This is a genomic window from Pseudomonas sp. UFMG81 (genome assembly GCF_015354575.1).
Classification (GTDB): Bacteria; Pseudomonadota; Gammaproteobacteria; order Pseudomonadales; family Pseudomonadaceae; genus Aquipseudomonas.
Map to the genome: position 1 here is coordinate 24,162 of NZ_JACAFQ010000040.1, position 22,841 is coordinate 47,002.

Annotated in this window: 17 protein-coding genes; 6 read left to right on the forward strand and 11 right to left on the reverse strand. The window is 63.9% G+C overall.

Going from position 1 to position 22,841, the window contains the following annotated elements; genetic code table 11:
• Nucleotides 1-8: 8 nt before the first annotated feature.
• The 8 genes from IX761_RS22980 to grpE all read right to left on the reverse strand — a co-directional run bounded on the left by IX761_RS22980 (nucleotide 9) and on the right by grpE (nucleotide 10,417).
• Nucleotides 9-458 (reverse strand): MFS transporter, encoded by a 450-nt coding sequence (locus IX761_RS22980; RefSeq protein WP_194791792.1) that lies wholly within the window; start codon nucleotides 456-458, stop codon nucleotides 9-11.
• Entirely contained in the window at nucleotides 436-918 is a 483-nt protein-coding gene (gene greA, locus IX761_RS22985; RefSeq protein ID WP_194791793.1) for a transcription elongation factor GreA, read from the reverse strand. The genes IX761_RS22980 and greA overlap by 23 nt, the downstream gene beginning before the upstream one ends.
• Nucleotides 915-4,136 carry a carbamoyl-phosphate synthase large subunit gene (gene carB / locus IX761_RS22990; RefSeq protein WP_194791794.1) on the reverse strand — a complete coding sequence of 1,074 codons (3,222 nt, stop codon included), beginning with the start codon at nucleotides 4,134-4,136 and terminating at the stop codon, nucleotides 915-917. Before carB ends, greA begins: the two co-directional genes overlap by 4 nt.
• A gap of 106 nt (nucleotides 4,137-4,242) precedes the next feature.
• A complete protein-coding gene (carA, locus tag IX761_RS22995) occupies nucleotides 4,243-5,379 on the reverse strand; it encodes a glutamine-hydrolyzing carbamoyl-phosphate synthase small subunit (RefSeq protein ID WP_194791795.1) in 1,137 nt (378 codons plus the stop codon).
• A gap of 299 nt (nucleotides 5,380-5,678) precedes the next feature.
• Nucleotides 5,679-6,485, reverse strand: coding sequence for a 4-hydroxy-tetrahydrodipicolinate reductase (gene dapB, locus IX761_RS23000; protein WP_194791796.1), 807 nt, complete (start codon nucleotides 6,483-6,485; stop codon nucleotides 5,679-5,681).
• Between the two features lie 13 nt (nucleotides 6,486-6,498).
• The gene (gene dnaJ / locus IX761_RS23005; RefSeq protein WP_194791797.1) at nucleotides 6,499-7,623 is read right to left on the reverse strand and encodes a molecular chaperone DnaJ; all 1,125 of its coding nucleotides are present in this window, start codon (nucleotides 7,621-7,623) and stop codon (nucleotides 6,499-6,501) included.
• Nucleotides 7,624-7,835: 212 nt separating this feature from the next.
• Nucleotides 7,836-9,761 carry a molecular chaperone DnaK gene (gene dnaK / locus IX761_RS23010; protein ID WP_194791798.1) on the reverse strand — a complete coding sequence of 642 codons (1,926 nt, stop codon included), beginning with the start codon at nucleotides 9,759-9,761 and terminating at the stop codon, nucleotides 7,836-7,838.
• A gap of 101 nt (nucleotides 9,762-9,862) precedes the next feature.
• The gene (gene grpE / locus IX761_RS23015; RefSeq protein ID WP_194791799.1) at nucleotides 9,863-10,417 is read right to left on the reverse strand and encodes a nucleotide exchange factor GrpE; all 555 of its coding nucleotides are present in this window, start codon (nucleotides 10,415-10,417) and stop codon (nucleotides 9,863-9,865) included.
• Between the two features lie 182 nt (nucleotides 10,418-10,599).
• Here grpE and recN point away from each other — a divergent pair, with 182 nt between their 5' ends.
• Nucleotides 10,600-12,273: a DNA repair protein RecN gene (gene recN / locus IX761_RS23020; RefSeq protein WP_194791800.1), complete on the forward strand. Its 1,674-nt coding sequence runs from the start codon at nucleotides 10,600-10,602 to the stop codon at nucleotides 12,271-12,273.
• A gap of 226 nt (nucleotides 12,274-12,499) precedes the next feature.
• Here recN and fur read toward each other — a convergent pair whose 3' ends face one another.
• Nucleotides 12,500-12,904: a ferric iron uptake transcriptional regulator gene (gene fur / locus IX761_RS23025; protein ID WP_046788147.1), complete on the reverse strand. Its 405-nt coding sequence runs from the start codon at nucleotides 12,902-12,904 to the stop codon at nucleotides 12,500-12,502.
• A 97-nt stretch (nucleotides 12,905-13,001) separates the two neighbouring features.
• On the opposite strand from fur, the gene IX761_RS23030 reads away from it, so the two are divergent.
• Nucleotides 13,002-13,532 (forward strand): outer membrane protein assembly factor BamE, encoded by a 531-nt coding sequence (locus tag IX761_RS23030; protein WP_194791801.1) that lies wholly within the window; start codon nucleotides 13,002-13,004, stop codon nucleotides 13,530-13,532.
• Between the two features lie 67 nt (nucleotides 13,533-13,599).
• On the opposite strand, the gene IX761_RS23035 is transcribed toward IX761_RS23030, so the two are convergent.
• The gene (locus IX761_RS23035; RefSeq protein ID WP_194791802.1) at nucleotides 13,600-14,034 is read right to left on the reverse strand and encodes a type II toxin-antitoxin system RatA family toxin; all 435 of its coding nucleotides are present in this window, start codon (nucleotides 14,032-14,034) and stop codon (nucleotides 13,600-13,602) included.
• Nucleotides 14,035-14,196: 162 nt separating this feature from the next.
• Between IX761_RS23035 and smpB the strand changes: the two genes are divergently transcribed.
• A complete protein-coding gene (gene smpB, locus IX761_RS23040; protein WP_194791803.1) occupies nucleotides 14,197-14,679 on the forward strand; it encodes an SsrA-binding protein SmpB in 483 nt (160 codons plus the stop codon).
• Between the two features lie 119 nt (nucleotides 14,680-14,798).
• Here smpB and IX761_RS23045 read toward each other — a convergent pair whose 3' ends face one another.
• Nucleotides 14,799-15,566: an FCD domain-containing protein gene (locus tag IX761_RS23045; RefSeq protein WP_194791804.1), complete on the reverse strand. Its 768-nt coding sequence runs from the start codon at nucleotides 15,564-15,566 to the stop codon at nucleotides 14,799-14,801.
• Nucleotides 15,567-15,827: 261 nt separating this feature from the next.
• On the opposite strand from IX761_RS23045, the gene IX761_RS23050 reads away from it, so the two are divergent.
• The 3 genes from IX761_RS23050 to IX761_RS23060 all read left to right on the forward strand — a co-directional run bounded on the left by IX761_RS23050 (nucleotide 15,828) and on the right by IX761_RS23060 (nucleotide 21,589).
• Nucleotides 15,828-17,498, forward strand: a complete 1,671-nt coding sequence (locus IX761_RS23050; RefSeq protein ID WP_194791805.1) for a lactate permease LctP family transporter — start codon at nucleotides 15,828-15,830, stop codon at nucleotides 17,496-17,498.
• Nucleotides 17,499-17,561: 63 nt separating this feature from the next.
• Nucleotides 17,562-18,707, forward strand: a complete 1,146-nt coding sequence (lldD, locus tag IX761_RS23055; RefSeq protein ID WP_194791806.1) for an FMN-dependent L-lactate dehydrogenase LldD — start codon at nucleotides 17,562-17,564, stop codon at nucleotides 18,705-18,707.
• Nucleotides 18,708-18,778: 71 nt separating this feature from the next.
• Complete coding sequence (locus tag IX761_RS23060) at nucleotides 18,779-21,589, forward strand: FAD-binding and (Fe-S)-binding domain-containing protein (RefSeq protein WP_194791807.1); 2,811 nt, start codon at nucleotides 18,779-18,781, stop codon at nucleotides 21,587-21,589.
• The last annotated feature ends 1,252 nt before the right edge of the window (nucleotides 21,590-22,841 follow it).

Sequence of the window (22,841 nt, forward strand, 5' to 3'; positions counted from 1 at the left end):
TCGCGTGATCAGTGGCGCGCTTGGCGCGCCCTGACCGGCACCGGCTGGGCCACCAGCACGATGCCGGAAAAGCCCAGCACCAAAAAGCAGAACATCTGCCAGCGCTCGCCCACGGAAATGCCGTAGCGCAGCGTGTAATAGCTGACACAGGCACCGAAGCCAAGCAACAGCATCTGGCCACGGAACTGCCGCCACCACGCCGCCAGGCCATCCACCCTCGCCAATACCGCCAGCTGGGTCAACAGCCCGAGCATCGCCACGCCGATCAACCAGCGGTCGATCTGCGCGGCCACATCATGCACCAGCAAGGGCGCAAGGCCACTCACTTTCAACGCCGGCACCAGCCCCACATGGAACACCCACAGGCCGCCAACCCAGAACACCTGGGCCAGCTGCCAGAGGATCCCCTCAAGGGACGGCGCCCGCAGGCGCCGGTCAGATGTGTTTGACTTCGACAATCTCGTACTCGACCGTGCCACTTGGCGTCTTGACCACGACGATATCACCTTCTTCCTTGCCGATGATGGCACGGGCAATCGGCGCGCCCGCCGAGAGCTTGCCCTTCTTGATGTCGGCCTCGTCCTCGCCAACGATCTGGTAGCTCACCTGATCGCCCGTCTCGGTGTTTTCCAGGTCCACGGTGGTCCCGAAGATCACCTTGCCGGTGTGGGCGATGGTGGTGACGTCGATCACCACCGAGTTCTGCAGACGGCCTTCGATATCGCGGATACGCGCCTCGACCATGCCCTGCTCCTCACGGGCGGCGTGGTATTCGGCGTTTTCCTTCAGGTCGCCCAGCTCACGGGCTTCACCGATCGCCTGGCTCAGGCGCGGGCGCTCGGTCTTGCTCAGGAACAGATGCTCTTCTTCCAGGGCGCGAGCGCCCTGGACGGTCATCGGGTACTTGGTAATGCTCATGCTTTGAGTCCTGCATGCAGATCCTGCAAGCGGCGAACGGTCTTTTCAGGGCCGAATTTCAACGCTTCACAGATGGCTTCACCGGCCGCAATGGTGGTGGTGCAGTAGATCTTGTGCTGCAACGCATTGCGACGAATCGAGTAGGAGTCGGCGATCGACTGGCGGCCTTCGGTGGTGTTGATGATCAGCGACACTTCGTCGTTCTTGATCATGTCGACCACGTGCGGACGACCTTCGGTCACCTTGTTGACACGGCGCACTTTCAGGCCGGCCGCTTCGATCACCTTGGCGGTGCCGGCAGTGGCGACCACTTCGAAGCCCAGGGCGATCAGGTCGCGGGCCACGCCAGCCACTTGTGGCTTGTCGTCGTCGCGCACGCTGATGAACGCGGTACCGCCGGTCGGCAGCACTTCGCTGGCACCCATCTGGGCCTTGGCGAAGGCTTCACCGAAGCTGTCGCCGACACCCATGACTTCACCGGTGGATTTCATCTCAGGGCCGAGGATCGGGTCAACCCCTGGGAACTTGGCGAACGGGAAGACGGCTTCCTTGACGCTGTAGAAGTTCGGGATGATTTCCTGGGTAAAGCCCAGCTCTTTCAGGGTTTTGCCAGCCATGACGCGGGCGGCGATCATCGCCAGCGAGGTGCCGATGCACTTGGAAACGAACGGCACAGTACGCGAGGCGCGCGGGTTGACCTCGATCACGTAGATCTTGTCGCCCTGCAGGGCCAGCTGCACGTTCATCAGGCCGACCACGCCCAGCTCCAGAGCCATCTTCTTGACCTGGTCGCGAACCTGGTCCTGCACGTCCTGGCTCAGCGAGTACGGCGGCAGCGAGCACGCCGAGTCACCCGAGTGAACACCGGCCTGCTCGATGTGCTGCATGATGGCGCCGATCACCACGTCGGTGCCGTCGCACACCGCATCCACGTCCATCTCGATGGCGCAGTTGAGGAAGTGGTCGAGCAGTACCGGGCTGTCGTTGGACACCTGTACCGCTTCACGCAGGTAGCGCTTGAGCTCGTCCAGCTCGTAGACGATCTCCATGGCGCGGCCACCCAGTACGTAGGACGGACGCACCACCAGCGGGTAGCCGATACCGCCGGCCGCCTTGATGGCTTCGTCTTCGCTGCGCACGGTAGCGTTTGGCGGCTGCAGCAGGTTCAGGCGCTGAACCATCTGCTGGAAGCGCTCACGGTCTTCGGCACGGTCGATGGCGTCAGGGCTGGTACCGATGATCGGCACGCCAGCTTCTTCCAGGGCACGGGCCAGTTTCAGCGGGGTCTGGCCGCCGTAGTGGACGATGACGCCTTTCGGCTTCTCGACGCGGCAGACTTCCAGCACGTCTTCCAGGGTCAACGGCTCGAAGTACAGGCGGTCGGAGGTGTCGTAGTCGGTGGAGACGGTTTCCGGGTTGCAGTTGACCATGATGGTCTCGTAACCGTCTTCACGCAGGGCCAGTGCCGCGTGTACGCAGCAGTAGTCGAACTCGATGCCCTGGCCGATACGGTTAGGGCCACCGCCGAGGATCATGATCTTGTCACGGGTCGACGGGTTGGCCTCGCACTCTTCCTCATAGGTCGAGTACAGGTAGGCGGTGTCGGTGGCGAACTCGGCGGCGCAGGTGTCGACGCGCTTGTACACCGGGAACACTTCCAGCTTGTGGCGGTGACGGCGCAGGTTCTTGTCGGTGATGCCGAGCAGAACAGCCAGGCGCTGGTCGGAGAAGCCCTTGCGCTTGAGGCGCAGCATCATCGCCTTGTCGATAGCCGACAGGGCCAGGGTCTTGACCTTCTCTTCTTCCTTGATCAGATCTTCCATCTGCACCAGGAACCACATGTCGATGCCGGTCAGCGCGAAGATCTCTTCGCAGGACATGCCCGAACGCATGGCGTCGGCCACGTACCAGATACGCTCGGCGCCCGGCACAGTCAGCTCGCGCTTGAGGATGCTGGCAGCTTCTGGGCTGGCCAGGTCGACTTTCGGGTCCAGGCCGCAGGCACCGACTTCCAGGCCGCGCAGGGCTTTCTGCAGGGATTCCTGGAAGGTACGGCCGATGGCCATGACTTCACCCACGGACTTCATCTGGGTGGTCAGGCGGGCGTCGGCCTTGGGGAATTTCTCGAAGGCGAAGCGTGGCAGCTTGGTGACGACGTAGTCGATCGACGGCTCGAAGGACGCCGGGGTGCGGCCGCCAGTGATGTCGTTCTGCAACTCGTCGAGGGTGTAGCCGATGGCCAGCTTGGCGGCGATCTTGGCGATCGGGAAGCCGGTAGCTTTCGATGCCAGGGCGGACGAACGCGATACGCGCGGGTTCATCTCGATCACGACCATGCGGCCGGTGTTCGGGCAGATACCGAATTGCACGTTGGAACCGCCAGTCTCGACGCCGATCTCACGCAGCACCGCCAGCGAGGCGTTGCGCATGATCTGGTATTCCTTGTCGGTCAGGGTCTGTGCTGGCGCAACAGTGATGGAGTCACCGGTGTGCACGCCCATCGGGTCGAAGTTCTCGATCGAGCAGACGATGATGCAGTTGTCCTTCTTGTCGCGGACCACCTCCATCTCGTATTCCTTCCATCCGATCAGCGATTCGTCGATCAGCAGTTCCTTGGTCGGCGACAGGTCCAGGCCACGGGTGCAGATCTCTTCGAATTCTTCACGGTTGTAGGCGATACCACCGCCGGTGCCGCCCATGGTGAACGACGGGCGGATGATGCACGGGAAGCCCAGCTTCTCGAGCACCGCGTTGGCCTCTTCCATGCTGTGGGCGATACCCGAGCGCGGGCACTCCAGGCCGATGTCTTTCATGGCCTTGTCGAAGCGCGAGCGGTCTTCGGCCTTGTCGATGGTGTCGGCGTTGGCACCGATCATCTCTACGCCGAACTTCTCCAGAACGCCGTGGCGCTCCAGGTCCAGGGCGCAGTTCAGCGCGGTCTGGCCGCCCATGGTCGGCAGCACCGCGTCCGGGCGCTCTTTCTCGATGATCTTGGCCACCGACTGCCACTTGATCGGCTCGATGTAGGTGGCGTCGGCCATGGCCGGGTCGGTCATGATGGTGGCTGGGTTGGAGTTCACCAGGATGACGCGGAAACCTTCCTCGCGCAGGGCTTTGCAAGCCTGGGCGCCGGAGTAGTCGAATTCACAGGCCTGGCCGATCACGATCGGGCCAGCGCCGAGAATCAGGATGCTTTTGATGTCTGTACGTTTTGGCATTGTGGTCACTCAAATCCGCGGGTCAGTCGGCAAGCCGTCTTGAACAATCTGGGTCAGGCGCTTCCGGGCGCGGCGCAGGCCGGCCCGGGGCCTTGTTGCAGGATGCTCAGCGGCGCTTGGCCATGGCATCGATGAAACGATCGAACAGTGGCGCGACGTCGGTCGGGCCTGGGCTCGCTTCAGGGTGGCCCTGGAAGCTGAACGCGCTCTTGTCGGTGCGCTCGATACCCTGCAGGGTGCCGTCGAACAGCGACTTGTGGATGGCGCGCACGTTAGCCGGCAGGGTGGCTTCGTCTACGGCGAAACCGTGGTTCTGGCTGGTGATCATGACCACACCGGTGTCCAGGTCCTGGACCGGGTGGTTGGCACCGTGGTGGCCGTGGCCCATCTTCACGGTCTTGGCGCCGGAGGCCAGGGCCAGCAGCTGGTGGCCGAGGCAGATGCCGAACACCGGGATTTCGGTCTCGAGCACGTCCTTGATCGCCTGGATGGCGTAGTCGCATGGCTCGGGGTCGCCAGGGCCGTTGGACAGGAACACGCCGTCCGGGTTGAGCGCGAGCACTTCGCTGGCTGGGGTCTGGGCCGGCACCACGGTCACGCGGCAGCCACGGGCGACCAGCATGCGCAGGATGTTCAGCTTGACGCCGTAGTCGTAGGCCACGACGTGGTACGGCAGGTCGGCAGCTTCGATGGTCGGGTGGCTGTCGGTCTTCAGTTCCCACACGCTGGAACGCCACTCGTAGCGCTCCTTGGTGGAAACCACCTTGGCCAGGTCCATGCCCTTGAGGCCCGGGAAGGCGCGGGCAGCGGCGATGGCCTGCTCGTCGGTGATGTTGTCACCGGCGAGGATGCAGCCATTCTGGGCGCCTTTTTCGCGCAGGATACGGGTCAGGCGGCGGGTGTCGATGCCAGCGATGGCGACGACGTTGTTGGCCTTGAGGTACTCAGGCAGCGACTGGGTGTTACGCCAGTTGCTGGCCAGCAGCGGCAGGTCGCGAATGACCAGGCCGGCAGACCAGACGCGGTTCGACTCGGCGTCTTCCGGCGTGGTGCCGGTGTTGCCGATGTGCGGGTAGGTCAGGGTGACGATTTGCTGCGAGTAGGAAGGGTCTGTAAGGATTTCCTGGTAGCCGGTCATAGCAGTGTTGAACACCACCTCACCAACGGTCTGACCGTCGGCACCGATGGCTTCACCGCGAAAAATACTGCCGTCGGCAAGGGCGAGTATGGCTGGCTTTGTCAAGAAGACCTCCCGTAAATCAAGCATGAAAGGGCGATCGCAGGTTGCAAAAAAGCGGAATGACGTATGGACACGTCACCCCGCTTTCATGTGCTGAATTCAATTCGCTGCGCGCTTTTAGTGGACACACTAAAGCTGTAGCTTACAGAAAAGTGCGTTTTGGGTCTACCGCAGATGTGCCTCTAAAACACATGGATGCGACAAGGGGGCTTTCTGCGCCCCCTATCGCCGGCAAGCCGGCTCCCACAGGGAAGCGCACAACCTTGTGGGAGCCGGCTTGCCGGCGATAGGGCCAGCGATGCTCAACGCAGCTCGAGCACGTCCTGCATGTCGTACAGGCCAGGCTCACGCCCATCCAGCCACAGCGCGGCACGCACCGCGCCCTTGGCGAAGGTCATGCGGCTCGAAGCCTTGTGGGTGATCTCCAGGCGCTCGCCTTCGGCGGCGAACAGCACGGTGTGGTCACCCACCACGTCGCCGGCCCGCACGGTGGCAAAACCGATGGTCTTGCGATCACGCGCACCGGTCTGGCCTTCACGGCCATACACCGCCACTTCCTGCAGGTCACGCCCCAGCGCATTGGCGACCACTTCGCCCATGCGCAGCGCGGTACCCGACGGCGCATCCACCTTGTGCCGGTGGTGCGCTTCGATGATCTCGATATCCACATCGTCACCCAGCACCCGGGCCGCCATGTCCAGCAGCTTGAGGCTGAGGTTCACGCCAACGCTGAAGTTGGCGGCGAAGACGATCGGGATCTCCTTGCCCGCCTCGGCCAACTGCTCTTTCTCTTCCGGCGTGAAGCCGGTGGTGCCGATGACCATGGCCTTGCCCGCCTTGCGGCAGAACGCCAGGTTCTTCAGGGTGACCGACGGGTGGGTGAAGTCGATCAGCACGTCGAACTCGTCGGCGACCTTGTTCAGGTCGTCGCAGATCGTCACGCCGATACGCCCCAGCGCTGCCAGCTCACCGGCATCCGCCCCGACCAGCGAACTGTCGGGACGGTCGATCGCCGCCGTCAGGCCTGCCAGAGGCGCCTGCTGCTGCACAGCTTCGACGAGGGTCTTGCCCATCCGCCCTGCCGCGCCCATTACCGCAATACGTCGCATAGCCTGTTCCTTCTCAGAGATCGCCGAAGAAGCGCTTCACGCCTTCGAACCAGCCACTGGCCTTGGGCGAATGGGAGCTGTCGCCCTCCAGCGAGTCACGCAGCTCTTCGAGCAGTTCGCGCTGGCGACGGCTGAGGTTGACCGGGGTTTCCACCGCCACCCGGCAAAGCAGGTCGCCGGCCGCACCACCACGCACTGGCGCCACGCCCTTGCCACGCAGGCGGAACTGCTTGCCGGTCTGGGTGCCTTCAGGGATTTTCAGTTTCACGCGGCCATCGAGGGTCGGCACTTCCAGCTCGCCACCCAGGGCGGCGTCGGTGTAGCTGATCGGCACTTCGCAGTACAGGTGCTTGCCGTCGCGCTGGAAGATGTCGTGCTCGCGCACATTGATGACTACGTAGAGGTCGCCGGTCGGGCCACCGTGGGTGCCCGCCTCGCCCTCGCCGGACAGGCGGATGCGGTCGCCGGTATCGACGCCGGCCGGCACCTTGACCGACAGGGTCTTGTACTCCTCGACACGGCCTTCGCCATGGCAGGCATTGCACGGGTCGGTGATGATCTTGCCCTGGCCATGGCAACGCGGGCAGGTCTGCTGCACCGAGAAGAAGCCCTGCTGCATGCGCACCTGGCCGATGCCGCCGCAAGTCGGGCAGGTCGACGGGGTCGAGCCCTTCTTGGCGCCGGAGCCGTCACACGGCTTGCAGTTGACCAGTGTGGGGACGCGGATGCTGACCGTGGTGCCACGCACCGCCTCTTCGAGGTTCAGCTCCAGGGTGTAGCGCAGGTCGCTGCCACGCTGGGCGCCACCGCGCGACCCGCCCCGGCCACCGCCGAAGAAATCGCTGAAGACGTCACCGAAGATATCGGAGAAGTTGGCGCCACCGAAGCCGGCACCGCCGCCACCCATGCTCGGGTCGACACCGGCGTGGCCGTACTGGTCGTACGCCGCGCGCTTGCTGGCGTCGGACAGTACTTCATAGGCCTCGTTGGCCTCCTTGAAGCTGTCTTCCGACGCTTTGTCACCAGGGTTGCGGTCCGGGTGGTACTTCATCGCCAGCCGACGATAGGCCTTCTTGAGATCACCTTCGCTGGCGCCTCGCTCGACACCCAGGACCTCATAAAAATCACGCTTTGCCATAGGTCATTTGCACTCTTGGGGGCGTTCGGCACACGGTGCGCAATCATTGCGTCGTGCCGTCAGCACCTGCCGCCATACGCGAATGCGCCCAGACAGATGCTGTAAATAATTCTCGTGTTCCAGACACGCCAACGCGGGAGCAAGCCCCCGCGCGGCGACATCCTACCAGTTCACCGCCAAACGGCGGTGAGCTGGCCGACAACATGCAGGGATTACTGCTTGTTGTTGTCTTTCACTTCTTCGAACTCGGCGTCAACCACGTCATCGTGCTTGGCTTCAGGCTCGGCCTGCTGGGCGCCGCCCTGCGGCTGTTCAGCCTGCTGCTCGGCGTACATCTTCTGCGCGACAGGGGCCGACACCTTGGACAGTTCCTCGACCTTGGCGTCGATGGCAGCCTTGTCGTCGCCTTTGACGGCGGCTTCCAGGGCAACCACGGCAGCCTCGATCGCGGTCTTCTCGTCGGCGGTCACTTTGTCACCGGCCTCGTTGACCATCTTGCGGGTCGAGTGCACCAGCGCGTCACCCTGGTTACGGGCAGCGGCCAGCTCTTCGAACTTGCGGTCTTCCTCGGCGTTGGCCTCGGCGTCACGCACCATTTTCTCGATTTCTTCGTCGGACAGGCCGGAGTTGGCCTTGATCACGATCGACTGAGCCTTGCCAGTAGCCTTGTCTTTGGCGCCGACGTGCAGGATGCCGTTGGCGTCGATGTCGAAGGTCACTTCAATTTGTGGCACGCCGCGTGGTGCTGGCGGAATGTCAGCCAGGTCGAACTTGCCCAGCGACTTGTTCTGCGAAGCTTGCTTGCGCTCGCCCTGCAGGACGTGGATGGTCACGGCGCCCTGGTTGTCGTCGGCGGTCGAGAACACCTGCGACTTCTTGGTCGGGATGGTGGTGTTCTTCTCGATCAGCGCGGTCATCACGCCACCCATGGTTTCGATACCCAGGGTCAGCGGGCTGACGTCCAGCAGCAGTACGTCTTTCACGTCACCGGCCAGTACGGCGCCCTGGATGGCAGCACCCATGGCCACGGCTTCGTCCGGGTTGACGTCTTTACGCGCCTCTTTACCGAAGAAGTCGGCAACGGCTTTCTGCACCATCGGCATACGGGTCTGGCCACCGACCAGGATCACGTCGTCGATCTTGCTGGCGTCGATGCCGGCGTCTTTCAGGGCGATGCGGCATGGCTCGATGGTACGGTTGACCAGGTCTTCGACCAGCGATTCCAGCTTGGCGCGGGAGATCTTCACGTTCAGGTGCTTAGGACCAGTCGCGTCTGCAGTGATATACGGCAGGTTGACGTCGGTCGACTGAGCGGACGACAGCTCGATCTTGGCCTTTTCAGCGGCTTCTTTCAGGCGCTGCAGGGCCAGCGGATCGTTCTTCAGGTCCATGCCGGACTCTTTCTTGAACTCGTCGACGAGGTAGTCGATCAGGCGCATGTCGAAGTCTTCGCCACCCAGGAAGGTGTCGCCGTTGGTGGCCAGTACTTCGAACTGGTGCTCACCGTCGACTTCGGCGATTTCGATCACGGACACGTCGAAGGTACCACCACCCAGGTCATAGACGATGACGGTGTGGTCGCCCTTGCCCTTGTCCATGCCGTAGGCCAGCGCGGCGGCGGTCGGTTCGTTGATGATACGTTTTACGTCCAGGCCAGCGATGCGACCGGCGTCTTTGGTGGCCTGACGCTGGCTGTCGTTGAAGTAGGCCGGAACGGTGATGACCGCTTCGGTGACTGGCTCGCCGAGGTAGTCTTCGGCGGTCTTCTTCATCTTTTTCAGGACTTCGGCGCTGATCTGCGGCGGAGCCATCTGCTTGTCGGCGGCCTCTACCCAAGCGTCACCGTTGTTGGCCTTGACGATCTTGTAAGGCACCAGCTTGATGTCTTTCTGCACGACATCTTCTTCGAAGCGGCGGCCAATCAGGCGCTTCACCGCGAACAGGGTGTTGTGCGGGTTGGTGACCGCCTGGCGCTTGGCCGACTGGCCAACCAGAATCTCGCCGTCGTTGGCGTAAGCGATGATCGAAGGCGTGGTACGCGCGCCTTCGGCGTTCTCGATGACTTTGGCGGTGCCGTTTTCCAGCACGGAGACGCAGGAGTTGGTGGTCCCCAGGTCGATACCGATGATTTTGCCCATGTTAACTCTCCCGAAACTTGAATTTGGTGGCAGCGACTACTTTGGCCAACTGCGGTAATACTTGAAGGCTTGACACCTAGATGGGGGTGCCCCGACGGATTTCAAGCCTTTTCGTTGATCGACGGCTGCGGGGCGCTCGGCGCCTTGCTGACCACCACCATGGCGGGGCGCAGTAGACGGCCGTTGAGCAGGTAACCCTTCTGGAACACGTTCAGCACGCTGTTCGGCTCGACATCGGCGCTTTCCTGCATGGCCATCGCCTGGTGGTGCTCGGCATTGAATGGCTGGCCGTGCGGGTCGATGGCTTCAAGGTTGTAGCGCTTGAGGGTGTCCTGGAACATCTTCAGGGTCAGCTCGATACCATCGCGCATCGGCTTGATGGTCTCGTCGTCGGCGCTGGACAGTTCCAGGCCACGCTCCAGGCTGTCGATGATCGGCAACAGGTCGCCGGCGAACTTCTCCAGGGCGAACTTGCGGGCCTTGTCGACGTCCTGTTCAGCGCGACGAATGCTGTTCTGCGCTTCTGCAGCAACACGCAGGGACTGATCCTTGGCGGCGGCCAGCTGCTCCTCGAGCTCCAGAACACGGGCGTCGGCGTTAGCTGCAACGGCCTCTTCGGGGTTCAGGTTCTTTTCATCCAGCTGTTCGTCAGCCATTGGGTATCTCCTCCACAATTTCTGTTGTGCGAGCCACGCTCGCCATGTCTTGCCGGCTATATGGGGTCGGAAAAACCAGGTTCAAGGGCTGCACGGGAAATCCACATTCATCGGCCGGGCATTGTCAGGCCCACAAAAAGCACTGTATAAATATCCAGACCACACCCTCGGGAGCCGCCCACATGCTGGTGCACCTGTCCATTCACAACTACGCCATCGTCGAACACCTCGACCTCGAACTCGCCCGCGGCATGTCCGTCATCACCGGCGAAACCGGGGCGGGCAAGTCGATCATGCTCGACGCCCTCGGCCTTGCGCTGGGCGATCGCGCCGACAGCGGCGTGGTGCGCCCCGGCGCCGACAAGGCAGACATCCTCGCCACCTTCGACCTGGTGGACATCCCCGAAGCCCACAGCTGGCTCATGGAACGCGACCTCGAAAGCGACGGCCCGTGCATCCTGCGCCGGGTGATCACCGCCGAAGGCCGCAGCCGCGGCTACATCAACGGCACGCCCTGCCCGCTGGGCGATCTCAAGGCGCTGGGCGAACTGCTGATCGACATCCACAGCCAGCATGAACACCAGTCGCTGCTGAAAACCGACACCCACCGCCGCCTGGTCGACGAGTACGCCGGCGCTACCGACCTGGCGCGCCAGGTGCAATTGGCCGCCAAGCGCTGGAACCAGACCCGCCAGGAGCTCGAGCGGCTGAGCAACTCCGGCGACGAACAGCGTGCGCGCCACCAGTTGCTCAGCTACCAGCTGGAAGAACTGGACAACCTGGGCCTGGGCGAGCACGAACTGGAGCAGCTCGAGCAGGAGCACAAGAACCTGACCAACGCCGAAGCCCTGTTCGGCATCTGCCGCCAGGTCATCGACCAGTGCAGCGAAAGCGACTCGGGCAACGTGCTGAGCGCCCTGACCGTCAGCCTCAACCGCCTCACTGCGGTCAGCAACGCACCTAAAGCACTGGGCGAAGCGGTCAACCTGATTGCCAGCGCACAGATCCAGGTGGAGGAAGCCGTTGGCGAGCTCAACCGCTTCCTCGACAATTTCGACGCCGACCCGATGCGCCTGCAAGCACTCGAAGAGCGGCTCGACACCATCTACACCCTCGCCCGCAAGCACCGCGTGCACCCCACTGAGCTGCCCGCCCTGCAACAACGCCTGATGGAAGAAATCGAAGGGCTCAATGCCAGCGACGAGTCCCTCGAACGCCTGGGCGAAGAGCTGGCCGCCTACGCCCAGCACTATAAAGAGCGCGCCACCGAACTGAGCGCATTGCGCGAACAAGCGGCCAAGCAACTGGCCAGCGCGGTGGAACTGGAAATTCAGCGCCTGGGCATGCCCGGCGGGCGCTTCTGCATCGAGCTCACCCCCTTCGAAAACGCCGACCTGTCACCCCACGGCCTGGAGCAGATCGAACTGCTGGTCAGCGCCAACCCGGGGCAACCGCTCAAGGGCCTGGCCAAGGTTGCATCGGGCGGTGAACTGTCGCGGATCAGCCTGGCGATCCAGGTGATCACCGCGCAGACCTCGCGCATCCCGACCCTGGTGTTCGACGAAGTGGACGTGGGTATCGGCGGCCCTACCGCCGAGATCGTCGGCCAACTGCTGCGCCGCCTGGGCGAGCGCGGCCAGGTGCTGACCGTCACCCACTTGCCGCAGGTCGCGGCGCAAGGGCATCACCACCTGTTCGTGCACAAGGTGCGCAACAGCGACACCACCCACACCGCCGTGGCCAACCTGGCCAAGCGCGAGCGGGTCGAAGAAGTCGCGCGGATGCTGGGCGGCATCGACCTGACCAAGGAATCCCTGGCCCATGCGCGCAAGATGGTGGTGAGCGGCAAGGCCTGATCCCCTGTCGCCGGCAAGCCCACATCTTGCGCGGCCTCTGTAGGAGCGGCCTTGTGTCGCGAAAGGGCTGCATCGCAGCCCCAGCGATCGTGAATGCCACATAGAAACCTGGGGCCGCGATGCGGCCCTTTCGCGACACAAGGCCGCTCCTACAACGATTTGCAGCCACCAGAACGCACAAAGGCGACCCGAAGGTCGCCTTTGTCGTCAGTAGCGATCGAAATCGTTACTTCTTTTTGCGCACATAGAGGACCAGGTTGTGGTCCACCAGCTCGTAGCCATGCTCGGCCACGATCTCTTTTTGGCGACGCTCGATTTCAGCATCCATGAATTCGATCACTTCGCTGGTGTCCACGTTGACCATGTGGTCGTGGTGGCCACCATCGGCCAGCTCGAACACCGCGTGACCGCCGTCGAAGTTGTGGCGAACCACCAGACCCGCCGCCTCGAACTGGGTCAGTACGCGATATACGGTCGCCAGGCCGACGTCCTCGCCAGCTTCCATCAGTGCCTTGTAGACATCCTCGGCGCTCATGTGACGCTGCTCGGTGGAATCGAGCATCTGAAGAATCTTGACTCGAGGCAGGGTTACCTTGAGGCCCGCTTTGCGCAATTCGCTATTTTCAACCATGGTCAGCTTTCTCGCCGATGCTGCTTCGCAGCTTCTCTTAATACGGGTATGATCGGGGTTTACGTTGTCCAGCCAAGATAGTGGAAGTCGCCCACCGATGCAAAACACCAAGCTCTTGCTAACCAGCCTCACCCTAGTGGGACTGCTCGCACTCGCCGGTTGCTCGTTTCCCGGGGTTTACAAAATCGACATCCAGCAGGGCAATGTCGTTACGCAGGACATGATAGACCAATTGCGCCCCGGAATGACCCGTCGGCAAGTAAGGTTTATCATGGGCAACCCTCTGCTCCAGGACACTTTCCACACCAATCGGTGGGACTACCTGTACAGCCTGCAGCCCGGCGGCGGCAAACGCCAGCAAGAGCGCATGAGCATCTTCTTCAACGACAGCGACCAGTTGGTCAGCCTGTCCGGCGACTTCATGCCAGGCGTCAGCCGCGACCAGGAAATCCTCGGCGGCAGCGGCGACACCACCGTCAGCCCGGCACAACAGCCAGGCCAGCAGCCAGCCCAACCGGAAAAGCCGGCCAAGCCAGGTTCGCTGGAAGACTCGATCCAGAAAGAAATCGACACCATCGAGACCACCCCGGTGCCGACGCCAGCCCCGCTGGACACCTCGCCGCAGTAAGCGCAGGCGAACACGAAAAAGCCCGGGCATTGCCCGGGCTTTTTATTGCCTTCGATACTGTGCTGCTTCAGCCATACAGCTGCTTGGCACGCTGGCAGAACGCGTCGACCATGGTATTGGCCGCCTGGTTGAACAGCGGCCCCAAAGTCGCGCGCACCAGGGCACCGGCATAATCGAACGACAGGTCGAGGCTGATCTTGCAGGCCTTCTCCCCCAGCGGCTTGAACACCCACAACCCGTGCAACTGGGTGAACGGCCCTTCTTCCAGGTTCATCTCGATCGATTGCCCCGGCACCAGCACATTGCGGGTGACGAAATGCTGGCTCATCCCGCCCTTTGCCACTTCGAGCTTGGCGCGCATGTGCGTGTCGCTGGCCTCGATCACCGTCGACGCCGAGCACCAGGGCAGGAACTGCGGGTAGCCGGCCACGTCGTTGACCAGGTCGTACAGCGCCTGGGCGGGGTATGGCAGCAGGGCCGAGCGTTGAATATGGGTAGTCATCCAGGCGTCACTTCCAAACGGGGCGGCAGCGCGTCAAAGCGCCTTGAAAACGGTTCCGCCAACGCGGAACAGGGCCTGTATTGTCCGGGATTCACCCAACAGGCTCAAGCGCACCTAAACCCCATAGCCGAGGACGCGGCGACTCCCTATAATGCCGCCCCTATGGCTAAGCAAAAGAAACATCCGACCGGGACCATCGCGCAGAACAAGAAGGCGCGACACGATTACTTCATCGAACACAAGTTCGAGGCCGGGCTGGTCCTGTCCGGTTGGGAAGTAAAGAGCCTGCGGGCCGGCAAGGCGCACCTGACCGACAGCTACGTGCTGCTCAAGGATGGCGAAGCCTGGCTGTTCGGCAGCCACATCACCCCGCTGAACACCGCCAGCACCCACGTCATCGCCGACCCGATGCGCACGCGCAAGCTGCTGCTGAACAAGCGCGAGCTCGAACGCGTCGAAGCGGCCGTGGCGCAGAAGGGCTACACCTGCGTGGCGATGTCGCTGTACTGGAGCAAGCACCTGATCAAGTGCGAAATTGCGCTGGGCAAGGGCAAGAAGGAATTCGACAAGCGCGACACCGTGCGCGAACGCGATTCCAACCGCGAGCTGCAGCGCACCATGCGCAACAAGGGCAAGGAAGAGTAGATCTTCTTCGGCCTGCAAGGGCCTCTTCGCGGGCAAGCCCGCTCCCACAGGATTGCACTGATATCCAAGACAGTGAAATCCTGTGGGAGCGGGTTTACCCGCGAAGGGGCCCCACGGACTCAACGCCCGCTGCGCCGCTCCGCCCGCGCCACCCGCTGGGCCTCTTCCTGCGCTTCTTCCAGCACCTCCTGCACATACAGAATGTGCCGGCTGGACACTTCCCGCGCATCCTCCGCCCGCCCCTCGACAATCGCCTCGTACAGCTCACGGTGCTGCCCGATCAGCATGTCGCGCGTCTCGCTGCGCTGGCGGTACATGCCACCGATGTTGGTCACCACGTTGCGCTTGAGCAGGTCGAACAAACCACGGATCGTGTGCAGCAACACCGCATTGTGGCTGGCCTCGGCGATGGCCAGGTGAAAGTTTGCATCGGCCGCGCCCTCCTCCGCCCGGCTGACTTCGTCAACCCGGTTGTAGCAGTCCTGCAAGGCATCAAACGCCACCTTGAGCCGCTCACGGTCCGGCCCGGTGGCCCGCTGCGCCGCGTAGTAGGCACATGACGCCTCCAGCGTGTGGCGGAACTCCAGCAGGTCGTGCTGCGCCTGCGGGCTGCCCTCGAGCAACTTCAGCAGCGGGTCGCTGAAGGTCGAGCCCAGCGACTCGGCCACATAGTTGCCGCCGCCCTGGCGACTGACCAGCAACCCCTTGGCCACCAGTTTCTGGATCGCCTCGCGCAGCGACGGGCGCGACACCCCGAACTGCTCCGCCAGCGCGCGCTCGGCCGGCAGGCGCTGCCCCGACGTGAGCGTGCCCTCGAGAATCATCCCTTCCAACCGATCGACGATGTCGTCGGACAGGCGCCGTTGGCGGACCTGATCAAAAACCATCTACATGCTCTCCACGAACCCCGGGGTGCGGATCCCGGGGGCGCCTATTCTGCGCCTAACCGGCCTGCGCCCGCACCTGTCAGCGGGCGATTTTCGCCCCATCGCAGATGCCCGCTCATCGGCATCCAACCAAAGTTTTCCACAGGACAAATTGACACACCCGCAATGGCGCTTTTAACCTAGCGACCAGCCATTGTAAATTGGTCTTACCAATTATCCAATGCCAGTGCCTTGACCAACAACAATTAGGGGCCACCCCATATGCAAACCTGGCAACAACTCTATACCCCGCTTGGTAGCCTTGGCCTGTCCGCGCTGGCGGCGGTCATCCCAATCGTGTTCTTCTTCCTTGCCCTGGCCGTGTTCCGCCTCAAGGGTCACGTCGCCGGCAGCATCACCCTGGCACTGTCGATCCTGGTGGCGATCTTCGCCTTCCAGATGCCTGTCGACATGGCCTTGGCTGCCGCAGGTTATGGCTTCCTCTACGGCCTCTGGCCGATTGCCTGGATCATCGTTGCCGCGGTGTTCCTCTACAAACTCACGGTCAAGAGCGGCCAGTTCGAAGTAATCCGCAGCTCGGTGCTGTCGATCACCGACGACCAGCGCCTGCAAGTGCTGCTGATCGGCTTCTGCTTCGGTGCCTTCCTCGAAGGCGCGGCCGGCTTTGGTGCCCCCGTGGCCATCACCGCCGCGCTGCTGGTGGGCCTGGGCTTCAACCCGCTGTACGCCGCCGGCCTGTGCCTGATCGCCAACACCGCGCCGGTCGCCTTCGGCGCTTTGGGCATCCCGATCATCGTCGCCGGCCAAGTGACCGGCATCGACGCCTTCCACATCGGCGCCATGACCGGCCGCCAGCTGCCGCTGCTGTCGCTGTTCGTGCCGTTCTGGCTGGTGTTCATGATGGACGGTCTGCGTGGCGTGAAAGAAACCTGGCCGGCCGCCCTGGTCGCCGGCCTGAGCTTCGCCGTCACCCAGTACTTCACCTCCAACTTCATCGGCCCAGAGCTGCCGGACATCACCTCGGCCCTGGCCAGCCTGATCAGCCTGACCCTGTTCCTCAAAGTCTGGCAGCCCAAGCGCGCCTTCACCGAGGCCAAGGGCAGCGTCGGCGCCGCCGTGGTGCAGTCGAGCGGCAGCCAGCCAAGCCCCTATAGCTTTGGTGAGATCTTCAAGGCCTGGTCGCCGTTCCTGATCCTCACCGTGCTGGTGACCATCTGGACCCTCAAGCCATTCAAGGCCGCGTTCGCCCCGGGCGGTGCGATGTACAACTTCGTGTTCAACTTCGCCATCCCGCACCTCGACCAGCTGGTGGTCAAGACCGCGCCGATCGTCACCGCGCCGACCGCCATGCCAGCGGTGTTCAAGCTCGACCCGATCTCCGCCACCGGCACCGCGATCTTCCTCTCGGCGCTGATCTCCATGGCCGTGCTGAAGATCAACGTCAAAACTGGTCTGACCACTTTCAAAGAGACCTTCTGGGAACTGCGCTGGCCGATCCTGTCGATCGGCATGGTGCTGGCCTTCGCCTTCGTCACCAACTACTCGGGCATGTCCTCGACCATGGCCCTGGTACTGGCCGGCACCGGCGCCGCCTTCCCGTTCTTCTCGCCGTTCCTGGGTTGGCTGGGCGTGTTCCTGACCGGCTCCGACACCTCGTCCAACGCCCTGTTCAGCTCGCTGCAGGCCACCACCGCGCACCAGATCGGGGTCAGCGACACCCTGCTGGTGGCCGCCAACACCAGCGGCGGCGTAACCGGCAAGATGATCTCGCCACAATCGATCGCCGTGGCCTGCGCCGCCACCGGCCTGGTGGGCAAGGAATCCGACCTGTTCCGCTTCACCGTCAAGCACAGCCTGTTCTTCGCCACCATCGTCGGCCTGATCACCCTGGTGCAGGCCTACTGGCTCACCGGCATGCTGGTTCATCACTAAAGTGAAAGGCGCCGGGCGCCAGCAGGCGCCCGGCTTCCCCTTCAACCCACGCTGCGAGAATCCATGATCATTTCCGCCTCCACCGACTATCGCGCCGCGGCCCAACGCAAGCTGCCCCCCTTCCTGTTCCACTACGCCGACGGCGGCGCCTACGCCGAGCACACCCTGCGCCACAACGTGTCGGACCTGGCCAGCATCGCCCTGCGCCAGCGCGTGCTGAACAACATGTCCGAGCTCAGCCTCGAAACCCAGCTGTTCGACGAAACCCTGAGCATGCCCGTGGCCCTGGCCCCGGTCGGCCTCACCGGCATGTATGCCCGCCGTGGCGAAGTGCAGGCCGCCCGTGCCGCCGCCGCCCACGGCATCCCGTTCACCATGTCCACCGTGTCGGTGTGCCCGATCGAAGAAGTGGCCCCGGCCATCGACCGGCCGATGTGGTTCCAGCTGTATGTACTCAAAGACCGCGGCTTCATGCGCAATGCCCTGGAGCGCGCCAAGGCCGCCGGGGTGAAAACCCTGGTGTTCACCGTCGACATGCCCGTGCCCGGCGCCCGCTACCGCGACGCCCACTCCGGCATGAGCGGCCCGAACGGCCCACTGCGCCGCGTGCTGCAAGCCATGACCCACCCACAATGGGCCTGGGACGTCGGCGTGATGGGCCGCCCCCACGACCTGGGCAACATCTCCAAGTACCGTGGCAACCCCACGGGCCTGGCCGACTACATCGGCTGGCTGGGCAACAACTTCGACCCGTCCATCTCCTGGAAAGACCTGGAGTGGATCCGCGAATTCTGGGATGGCCCGATGATCATCAAGGGCATCCTTGACGCCGACGACGCCCGTGACGCGGTCAAGTTCGGCGCCGACGGCATCGTCGTCTCCAACCACGGCGGCCGCCAGCTCGACGGCGTGCTGTCCAGCGCCCGCGCCCTGCCGGCCATCGCCGACGCGGTGAAGGGCGAGATCAAGATCCTCGCCGACTCCGGCATCCGCAGCGGCCTCGACGTGGTGCGCATGATCGCCCTGGGCGCCGACACCGTGCTGATCGGCCGCGCCTTCCTCTACGCCCTGGCCACCCACGGCGAAGCCGGGGTGAAGAACCTGCTGGAGCTGTTCGAGAAAGAGATGCGCGTGGCCATGGTGCTGACCGGCGCCAAGTCCATCAGCGAGATCACCCGCGACTCGCTGGTCCGCGAACTGGGCGCCTGAGCGCGCCCGCTACCGCCTGAATACCCGGGGCACGCCGCGCGCCAGACGCCGCGGCCCCGCGAGGAGACTGCATGAGCCTGCCCGCCGCGTTCCTGCGTGATGCCGAGCGCCTGATCCCCGCCGAACGCCGCTTCGACGACCCCACCTCGACCCTGGCCTTCGGCACCGATGCCAGCTTCTACCGGCTGATCCCCAAGCTGGTGGTGCGGGTGGAGTCCGAAGACGAAGTGGTCGGCCTGCTGCAGCTGGCCCAGCGCGAGCGCGTGCCGGTGACCTTCCGCGCCGCCGGCACCAGCCTGTCTGGCCAGGCCATCAGCGACTCGGTGCTGATCGTGCTTGGCGATAGCTGGGGGGGCAAAGAGATCCGCGGGCAAGGTGCGCAGATCCGCCTGCAACCCGGCGTGATCGGCGCCCAGGCCAACGCCTGGCTGGCCCCCTACGGGCGCAAGATCGGCCCCGACCCGGCCTCGATCAACGCCTGCAAGATCGGCGGCATCGTCGCCAACAACGCCAGCGGCATGTGCTGCGGCACCGCGCAGAACACCTACCACACCCTCGCCGGCCTGCGCCTGGTGCTGGCCGACGGCACCCGCCTGGACAGCGAAGACCCGGCCAGCGTGGCCGCCTTCGAAAACAGCCACGCCGACCTGCTGCAAGCGCTCGCCCGCCTCGGGCGCGAAACCCGCGCCAATACCGAACTGGCCGAGCGCATCCGGCACAAGTACCGCCTGAAGAATACGACCGGCCTGTCGCTCAATGCGCTGGTGGACTACGACCAACCCCTCGATATCCTCCAGCACCTGCTGGTGGGTTCCGAAGGCACCCTCGGCTTCATCAGCGCGGTCACCTACGACACCGTGCCCGACCACCCGCACAAGGCCAGCGCCCTGTTGGTGTTCCCCAGCGTGGAAAGCTGCTGCCGCGCCGTGACCGTACTCAAGCGCCAGCCGGTGTCCGCCGTCGAGCTGCTCGACCGCCGCAGCCTGCGCTCGGTGCAGGCAATGCCCGGCATGCCGGTTTGGGTGAAAGACCTGTCGGCCAACGCCTGCGCCCTGCTGATCGAATGCCGCGCCGCCAGCCAGAGCCTGCTGCACGAACAGCTCGAGCAGGTGATGGCGTCCATCGCCGACTACCCACTGGAGCAGAAGGTCGCCTTCAGCGAAGACCCGGCGGTGTACAACCAGCTGTGGAAGATCCGCAAGGACACCTTCCCCGCCGTTGGCGCCGTGCGCCAGACCGGCACCACGGTGATCATCGAAGACGTCACCTTCCCCGTCGAGCAACTGGCCGAGGGCGTCAATCGCCTGATCCAGCTGTTCGACAAGCACCGCTACGACGAAGCGATCATTTTCGGCCACGCCCTGGAAGGCAACCTGCACTTCGTCTTCACCCAAGGTTTCAACAGCGCAGAAGAAGTGGCCCGCTACCAGGCCTTCATGGACGACGTGGCGCAGCTGGTGGCGGTGGAGTTCGGCGGCTCGCTCAAGGCCGAGCACGGCACCGGGCGCAACATGGCGCCCTTCGTCGAACTGGAGTGGGGCAGCGACGCCTACCAGCTGATGTGGCAGCTCAAGCGCCTGCTCGACCCCAACGGCATCCTCAACCCCGACGTGGTGCTGAGTGCAGACCCCGATATCCACCTGAAGAACCTCAAGCCACTGCCCGCCGCTGACGAGATCGTCGACAAGTGCATCGAGTGCGGCTTCTGCGAGCCCGTGTGCCCATCCAAAGGCCTGACCTTGAGCCCACGCCAACGCATCGTCATGTGGCGCGACATCCAGGCAAAAAAGCGCGCCGGCCTCGACACTCGCGAGCTGTTGCAAACCTACCAATACCAGGGCCTCGACACCTGCGCCGCCACCGGCCTGTGCGCCCAACGCTGCCCGGTGGGCATCAACACCGGCGACCTGGTGAAGAAGCTGCGCAGCCAGGCCGCCGAGCACATCAAGACTGCCGACTGGCTGGCCGAGCACTTCCACACCACCCTGCGCGGCGCCCGCCTGACCCTGGCCGCCGCCAACGGCGCACGCAAGCTGCTGGGTGCTCCCCGCATGGCCCGCCTCAGCGCCAGCCTGAGCAAGGCCAGCCACGGCCGCCTGCCCCAGTGGACGCCCGCCATGCCCCAGCCGCTCAAGCCGATTGCCTTCGGCCCGGCCAGCGCCGATGCCCGCCCACGGGTGGTGTACCTGGCCGCCTGCGTGTCCCGAGTGATGGGCCCCGCTTACGCCGACCGCGAGCAAAGCTCGCTGCTGGACAAGACCCGCGCCCTGCTGGAGAAGGCCGGTTACCAGGTGGTGTTCCCCGACAACCCCGACAGCCTGTGCTGCGGCCAGCCGTTCGCCTCCAAGGGCTACCCCGAGCAGGCCGAGCACAAACGCCAGGAACTGATCACCGCCCTGCTGCACGCCAGCCGCGGCGGCCTCGACCCGATCTACTGCGACACCAGCCCCTGCACCCTGCGCCTGGTGCAGGACCTGGGCGAAACCCGCCTGGACCTGTACGACCCGGTGCGCTTCATCCGCACCCACCTGGTCGACAAGCTCGAGTTCACCCCCCAGGACGAACCGGTGGCGGTGCACGTGACCTGCAGCACCCAGCACCTGGGTGAAAGCCAGGCGCTGATCGACCTGGCAAAGCGTTGCAGCAAGCAGGTGGTAATCCCCGAAGGCATTCATTGTTGCGGCTTCGCCGGCGACAAGGGTTTCACCACACCGGAGCTCAATGCCCACTCGCTGCGCACGCTCAAGGACGCGGTGCAGTATTGCAGCGAAGGCATCTCCACCAGCCGCACCTGCGAGATTGGGTTGTCGAGCCATAGTGGTATCGATTACCACGGGTTGGTGTACCTGGTGGACCGCGTGACACGGGCGCGTAGGCTTTGAGTGCGGAGGGGGCCGCCTTGGTGCATGTCGCAAGCCATGCGGGGCGGCGCTAGCGCCACCTCAATACCGCGTCGTACAAACAAGACGGACAGTGAAGAGCTCACAGACATAACTGGCCCGAAACAGATGTGGGAGCTGGCTTGCCAGCGATGCGCCGCGCGGGCGGCGCTCGATCTCAAGAGCGCTGCAAAAACACCGGCAAGCACCTGGCGGCCATTACCCGATCTCCCGACATGCCCCCACAGACCACCGCGCCCTTCTGATTTCCCAAAGCCAGCGGTGTGGCGCCCATGCGCCTGTCTTGGAATCGCATGTAGCCCACCAGGCGCATGCCGACAGGTTTGCAGCGCCCTCAAGATCGAGCGCCGCCCGCGCGGCGCATCGCTGGCAAGCCAGCTCCCACATCTGTTTCGGGCCAGTTATGCCTGTGAGGTCTCCACTGTCCGCCTTGGTGCATGTCTCAAGACAAGCGAGAGGCCAGCAATGCCCGCCTCGATACCGCGTCATGCCAACAAGGCGGACAGTGGAGATCAGGAGTAACTGGCCCGAAACAGATGTGGGAGCTGGCTTGCCAGCGATGCGCCGCGCGGGCGGCGCTCGATCTCAAGAGCACTGCAAAAACACCGGCAAGCACCTGGTGGCCATTACCCGATCTCCCGACATGCCCCACAGACCACCGCGCCATTCTGATTTCCCAAAGCCAGCGGTGTGGCGCCCATGCGCCTGTCTTGGAATCGCATGTAGCCCACCAGGCGCATGCCGACAGGTTTGCAGCGCCCTCAAGATCGAGCGCCGCCCGCGCGGCGCATCGCTGGCAAGCCAGCTCCCACATTTGTTTCGGGCCAATCCATCCTGTGAGGTCTTCACTGTCCGCCTTGGTGCATGTCTCAAGTCTGGTGGTGCGGCATCAGCGCCAAAGCGGAAACCGCGTCGTACAAACAGGGCGGACAGTGGAGATGAACCAGGAGTAACTGNCCCGAAACAGATGTGGGAGCTGGCTTGCCAGCGATGCGCCGCGCGGGCGGCGCTCGATCTCAAGAGCACTGCAAAAACACCGGCAAGCACCTGGTGGCCATTACCCGATCTCCCGACATGCCCCACAGACCACCGCGCCATTCTGATTTCCCAAAGCCAGCGGTGTGGCGCCCATGCGCCTGTCTTGGAATCGCATGTAGCCCACCAGGCGCATGCCGACAGGTTTGCAGCGCCCTCAAGATCGAGCGCCGCCCGCGCGGCGCATCGCTGGCAAGCC